We start from the raw sequence: 6,487 nt of genomic DNA on the forward strand, positions 1-6,487 counted from the left end.
GACGCATTGCAATTATACCATGGGTATTGACAGACCGATTGAATGAGAAAGGGCATAAAATACAACTATTATTTAATCTTAAAAATAATTATACGAGGAGGGTAACTTATGTTACTGGTGATTGATGTAGGAAACACGAATACGGTAGCCGGTATTTACGACGGGAAAAAGCTGGTAGACAACTGGCGTTTTTCATCCGACCGTTCTAAAACGGCGGATGAATTCGGTATGTTTATGACCAGTATGCTTGGCTTTGCCGGATTAAAAAAGGAGCTGGTAACAGATATTATTATTTCCAGCGTAGTTCCTCCGGTATTAGTTCCCTTATGCCATATGTGTGAACGCTATTTTAGAATCAAACCGCTGGTTGTTGGCCAAGGTCTGAAAATCGGCCTTCAGTTACGTTATGAAAATCCGAAGGAGATTGGTGCCGACCGGATCGTCAATGCGGTGGCGGCTTATGACAAATATGCTCACCTGAAAAAACCGATGATTATTATTGACTTTGGTACGGCTACGACTTTTTGTGCCTTGCTTCCTACCGGTGAGTATCTTGGCGGTGCTATTTGCCCCGGTATCGGGATTTCTTCGGAAGCTCTTTTCCAACGGACGGCAAAACTGCCTCGTATTGAACTGATTCCGCCGAAGAAAGCAATTTGCGGCAATACGGTAGATGCTATGCGTTCCGGCATTATGTTTGGCTATTATGGACTGATCAAGGAAATCGTTGCCCGTATGAAGGAAGAACTGGGCGGGGATGCGCTGGTCATAGCTACAGGCGGTTTTGGCAACACAATGGCGCAGGGGACAGATTGTATTGACGAAGTGGACCAGATGCTTACATTGGAAGGTCTTCGTATTATTTTTGAAAAAAACAAAAAATAAAAAGAAGAACCTATGACGGACGGGGGGCCATCTTTCCGTCCGTATTTTTATCTTAGGAAAAGACTTGAATCTGTTATGAAGATAGGGACAATAGATTTAGAGACACCGATAGCGCTGGCGCCAATGGCCGGTATCAGTGACCTGCCGTACCGTGTTATCTGTCGCAAGCTTGGCTGTGGGCTTACAGTCTCGGAAATGGTCAGCGCAAAAGGGCTGTTATATAAAAATGAAAAGACGTTTGCCATGTTGCAGATTGATGAAACAGAACGTCCTACGGCTATTCAGCTGTTTGGTTCAGTTCCGGAAGAACTGGCAGAGGCTGCGAAAATTGTTGAGTCGCGAGGTGCCGACATCATAGACTTCAATATGGGATGCCCGGTGCCTAAGGTGGTCAATAACGGAGAAGGATCTGCCCTGATGAAGACCCCAGTGCTGGCAGGAAAAATCCTGAAGGCCATGGTCGACGCAGTGCGGATTCCGGTAACGGTGAAATTTCGTGCCGGCTGGGATGAAGATCACCGGAATGCTGTGGAAATTGCCAGAATCGCTGAAGATTCCGGTGTTGCTGCGGTCGCAGTCCATGGAAGGACCCGGAACCAGTTTTATATGGGAAAAGCAGACTGGGATATCATCCGTCAGGTGAAAGAGGCTGTTCGGATCCCTGTGTTTGGTAACGGGGACATTTTCTCTGTGGAAGACGGTCTGTGTATGCGCCAGATAACAAAATGTGACGGTCTGATGATTGCCCGGGGTGCCTATGGAAATCCATGGTTGTTTGCGCAGCTGCAAGCAGCTTTGGCCGGAAAAGATATTCCAAGTGTGACTATTGAGGAAAAATTACAGCAGATTATATTGCATGCAACCGCTCTGGTAGAGTTTAAGGGGGAAAAGGTAGCCATACGGGAAATGCGCAGCCATGCATCCGCGTATATTAAAGGCCTTCCCCGGGCTTCTGAATACAGGGAAAAATTCCACAAGCTTGAAACATTGCGGGAAATGGCAGGACTGGTTGCCGAGTATGGCGCTATATTGAAGGACAGGTAGGGAATGTTTGAAACTGATAAGGTACAGTTTTGTGGTTTTTTCTTAATTTTTCTCGGAGTTTGATTGTGTTATTCCGTGCAATGTGATACAATACACATTCGGAAAAATATCTTTGCAGGTAAGATTGTGTATGGACTCGGTGGGAACAAAGAAATCTGGAAAAAAGAAAACAGTAATCAGCATAAGCATCGGTTCTTCCAAACGTGATGCCCGGGGAAGTCTTCTTTTTGGAGATACGGAAGTTGCGCTGGAACGGAAAGGTACGGATGGCGATATGGAAAAAGCAGCCCGGCTGTTGTGCTTTTATGATGGAAAAGTCGACGCAATGGGGTTGGGCGGAACCGATCTGTATCTGGTGGCAGGCAGTCACCGCTATGTTTTTGCCGAATCGGAGAAGTTGCTGAAACAGGTCCGGATTACACCGGTGTTAGATGGCAGCGGTTTGAAAAACACGCTGGAGCGCATGGCAATCCAATATTTGGCAAATCACCATATTGTTGATTTTAATAACAAACGAGTGCTGCTTGTTTGTGCGGTAGACCGTTTCGGAATGGCGGAAGCGCTGGCAGAACAGGATTGTAATGTCCTGTTTGGCGATATTGTTTACGGACTGGGCTGCAATATTCCCATCCGGAGCCTGACGGCGTTGCGCCGTTGGGCTGCATTGCTTGTTCCCATTATTACCCGGCTGCCGATAAAATGGATGTATCCTACCGGGAAAAAGCAGGATTCGCATATATTCAGACATCCTGAATATTTTATAGGCAGCGATATCATTGCAGGAGATTTTCTCTTTATAAAGCGGTTTATGCCGCCGAAGCTTGAAGGAAAAACAATTATTACTAACACGGTTACTTCATCAGACCGGCAGATGTTAAAAGACGCCGGCGTTAAAATGCTGGTAACAACTACACCCTGTTTGCAGGGCCGGAGTTTTGGCACTAACGTGCTGGAAGCTGCAATTGTTGCGGCTTGTGGCAGCAAAAAGGCGTTGCGGTCGGAAGAATACGAAGCGTTTATTCAGCGGTATCATATTTTGCCGTCGATTGAGAAGTTTCAGTAAGGAGCAGGAAGGAAAATGGAGAAGTTTGCGTTTGTGCTGCATCCTCTTTCATTGGAGAGTATGCAGATGGTATCGCCTTTTATCAGGTATGTTCCTGATTTCCTGCTTGAATATATATTGAAGAAGAAAAAGCCGTTTACGGTATCGCATATTACCGGAGTAAAGAGTCCTTATGCGGAAGCCGAGGGCTGGTTTGTAGGCTGCCCGCTGACGGCCAAGCAGATGGTGGAATTGCCGGAAGAGTTTGTTATTGACCGGATCGTGGAGACTGGAAAGATTGCAGAAGAACTGGGGGCTAAGATTCTCGGACTGGGGGCGTTTACCTCTATTGTAGGAGATGCCGGCATTACAATTGCGGACCGTTTAAATATTGCAGTGACCTCCGGAAACAGCTACACGGTAGCTACGGCATTGGAAGGAACGCGGGAGGCGGCCCGCCTTATGGGGAAAGATCTGCGGGATGCGGAAGTGGCTATCGTCGGCGCCAGTGGTTCCATTGGTTCGGCCTGTGCCCGCATTCTGGCCCGTGAGGTTCGCCATATCAATCTTATTGCCAGACGGATCGGACCGCTGGAGGAACTGGCACATGAATTAAATGGCCATGGTGCGGCAACCTTTTCGGTAAGTTCAGATGTGAAATCCGGATTGCATAAAGCGGATGTGGTCATTGCTGTGACCAGTGCAGTAGATTTTATCATTGATCCTGCTGATTTGAAATCCGGCGCCGTGGTCTGCGATGTAGCCCGACCACGTAATGTATCCCGGAACGTATCGGCACAGCGGAACGATGTTCTGGTAATCGAAGGCGGTGTGATCCATGTTCCCGGTAATGTGGATTTCCGTTTTGATTTTGGCTTTCCGCCCCATACGTGTTTTGCCTGTATGGCTGAAACCATGATGCTTGCGCTGGAAGGAAGGTACGAAAATTTTACGTTGGGAAGAAATCTGCTTCCGTCCCAGATAGATACTATTTCCGCTTTAGCCAGAAAGCATGGTTTTACACTGGCCGGATTCCGTAATTTTGAACACGCGGTGACAAAAGAAATGATAGGGCAAATCCGAAAGAATGCTCATCTGTAAAATTTGACAAGGCTATTATTAAAAACTATAATAGTAATTAATCGTTTTTAGGTATCCCCTGTATCGTTATAAAATGGTACCATTAATATAGTGTAACATTGGAGGAATGATCATGACGTCAAAAGAAACAATATTGACTGCGGAAGGCCTTGCTAAACTGGAGGCTGAACTGGAAGAACTTCGCACTGTCAAGCGCCTGGAAAATGAAGAAAGGCTGCATGAAGCTATTGCCCATGGCGATTTAAGTGAAAACTCAGAATATGTTTCGGCAAAAGATGAGCAGGCCCGTATTGAAGGTCGTATTCTGGAACTTGAGCAGATGGTCAATACAGCGAAAGTCATTGACAATACAAAGAAACGGAAAACGAAGGTGGAACTGGGGGCTACGGTAGATATTGAAGATCTGAGTCCTGAGTTTGAAGAAGACCGTCTGCAGTCTTACACTGTGGTGGGTACGACAGAGGCCGATCCTTTTGCCGGGAGAATTTCTAACGAATCGCCAATTGGCGCCGCTATTATGGGAAAAAAGGTTGGAACTGTGGTAACGGTGCGTACGCCTATAGGGGATCATCAGTATAAAATAGTTAAGATTAAATAATCGGGAGAAAAAGAATGGCAGAAGATAAGAAGATTGGTCAGGGAAAGCAGGCGCCTGCAGCAATGGATATCAATGAGCAGATGCAGAACCGTATTGACAAGATGCATAAGCTGGAGGAACGGGGCATCCGTCCTTTTGGTCACCGGTTTGACTGGACCCATCATACCAAAGAGATTTATGAAAATGTAGAGCAGATGGAAGCAGACGGAACGGTTGTCAAAGCGGCAGGCCGTGTAATGGCGATTCGCGGACATGGCAAGACAAGCTTTCTGGATTTGCAGGACAGTACAGGTAAGATCCAGCTATATACCCGGAAAGATATCCTGGGTGAAGAGAATTATTCCCTTATAAAGCTGATGGACATCGGTGATATTATAGGCGTTACCGGCACAGTATTCAAAACACATATGGGCGAACCTTCCATTCGTGTTGAGAATCTGGAATTCTTGTCCAAAGCGCTGAAACCTCTCCCGGAGAAATGGCATGGGTTGACGAATGTAGACCTTCGGTACCGTCAGCGGTATCTGGATCTGATTGTTAATCCGGATGTACGGGATGTGTTCATTAAACGCACACAGATTATCAAGAGTATTCGTGAGATTCTTGACAACGAAGGTTTTTTAGAAGTTGAGACCCCGGTCCTGAATACCATTTCAGGCGGTGCGACGGCCCGTCCTTTTATAACGTATCATAATGCGTTGGATATCCAACTGTATCTGCGTATCGCAACGGAACTGAACCTGAAGAGGCTGATTGTTGGAGGTCTGGAACGTGTTTATGAAATCGGTCGCATTTTCAGAAATGAAGGCATTGATATTAAACACAACCCGGAATTTACCAGTATGGAACTGTATCAGGCTTATGGCGATATGGATTCCATGATGGATATCACAGAAAAAATCGTAACGGAAACCGCCCAAAAAGTACTGGGTACGCAGCAAATTGTTTACGAAGGAAAAGAAATCAATTTAGCTGCTCCCTGGCCACGCATTACTATGATTGATGCGGTAAAACAGTACAGTGGGAAAGATTTCAATGGTGTGACCGACCTGGCAGTGGCGCGTCAGATGGCGGATGAAGCGCACGTTGAATATGAAGAATCCTGGGGTGTCGGCAAGATTATCAATGCTTTCTTTGACGAATTCGTTGAGGATAAGCTGATTCAGCCTACCTTTATTTACAAGTATCCTAAAGAAATTTCACCGTTGGCTAAGAGCAGCGTGGAAGATTCTGAAATTACAGACCGGTTTGAAGGATTTATTTATGGTCGCGAGATATGCAACGGCTTTACGGAATTGAACGATCCGATTGATCAGAGGGAACGTTTCGTAAAACAAATGGAAGAGCGTGCCGCCGGGGATGAAGAAGCCGGTATGATGGATGAAGATTTTATCAATGCTCTGATGCATGGTCTGCCTCCGACAGGCGGTCTGGGTATCGGTATCGACCGTCTGGTCATGTTCCTGACGGGTGCAGTTTCAATCCGTGATGTATTACTGTTCCCGACCATGAAACCGCTGGTTCAGGAGAAACCAGAGGCTGAAAGTGATGCAGGGGAGAACCAATAAGTATTTAAAGGAACCTGTTTTGGCAGTGATTTAATATTTGTTGAATCTGAACGTTAGTAAAAAAAGAGAGGTGTGAACCTCTCTTTTCTGCTTTCTGTACGGTTTTGCAGAAAGTAAGAGGGGGAAAACAAAACCATTAGTTTTTTTAAAAAAAGGTATTGACAAGGAATAAAAGAAGTGCTATTATAATCAAGTCGTCGAAAGACGGCGGAACCTTGAGAACTGAATAACGAACCAGATGAATGTGCG

General features: G+C 45.9%; 6 protein-coding genes. All 6 read left to right on the forward strand.

Annotated elements, in window-relative coordinates; all coding sequences use genetic code 11:
• Positions 1–108: 108 nt before the first annotated feature.
• A complete protein-coding gene (locus tag ACZOWY_RS11625) occupies positions 109–885 on the forward strand; it encodes a type III pantothenate kinase (RefSeq protein WP_484398344.1) in 777 nt (258 codons plus the stop codon).
• 75 nt (positions 886–960) lie between these two features.
• On the forward strand, positions 961–1,929 hold the full coding sequence (dusB, locus tag ACZOWY_RS11630; RefSeq protein ID WP_484398349.1) for a tRNA dihydrouridine synthase DusB: 969 nt from the start codon (positions 961–963) through the stop codon (positions 1,927–1,929).
• Between the two features lie 130 nt (positions 1,930–2,059).
• Entirely contained in the window at positions 2,060–2,992 is a 933-nt protein-coding gene (locus tag ACZOWY_RS11635; RefSeq protein WP_484398355.1) for a quinate 5-dehydrogenase, read from the forward strand.
• Positions 2,993–3,007: 15 nt separating this feature from the next.
• A complete protein-coding gene (locus tag ACZOWY_RS11640; RefSeq protein ID WP_484398360.1) occupies positions 3,008–4,072 on the forward strand; it encodes a shikimate dehydrogenase in 1,065 nt (354 codons plus the stop codon).
• A 112-nt stretch (positions 4,073–4,184) separates the two neighbouring features.
• Positions 4,185–4,670, forward strand: coding sequence for a transcription elongation factor GreA (greA, locus tag ACZOWY_RS11645; protein WP_484398365.1), 486 nt, complete (start codon positions 4,185–4,187; stop codon positions 4,668–4,670).
• Positions 4,671–4,684: 14 nt separating this feature from the next.
• The gene (lysS, locus tag ACZOWY_RS11650; protein ID WP_484398371.1) at positions 4,685–6,238 is read left to right on the forward strand and encodes a lysine--tRNA ligase; all 1,554 of its coding nucleotides are present in this window, start codon (positions 4,685–4,687) and stop codon (positions 6,236–6,238) included.
• Positions 6,239–6,487: the final 249 nt, after the last annotated feature.

This window comes from Succiniclasticum sp. (assembly GCF_056977735.1).

Excerpts from the sequence above, each read along its gene's own strand:
- greA (WP_484398365.1), top strand. The coding sequence starts at position 4,185 with ATGACGTCAAAAGAAACAATATTGACTGCGGAAGGCCTTGCTAAACTG.
- dusB (WP_484398349.1), top strand. The coding sequence starts at position 961 with ATGAAGATAGGGACAATAGATTTAGAGACACCGATAGCGCTGGCGCCA.
- ACZOWY_RS11640 (WP_484398360.1), top strand. The coding sequence starts at position 3,008 with ATGGAGAAGTTTGCGTTTGTGCTGCATCCTCTTTCATTGGAGAGTATG.
- ACZOWY_RS11625 (WP_484398344.1), top strand. The coding sequence starts at position 109 with ATGTTACTGGTGATTGATGTAGGAAACACGAATACGGTAGCCGGTATT.
- ACZOWY_RS11635 (WP_484398355.1), top strand. The coding sequence starts at position 2,060 with ATGGACTCGGTGGGAACAAAGAAATCTGGAAAAAAGAAAACAGTAATC.
- lysS (WP_484398371.1), top strand. The coding sequence starts at position 4,685 with ATGGCAGAAGATAAGAAGATTGGTCAGGGAAAGCAGGCGCCTGCAGCA.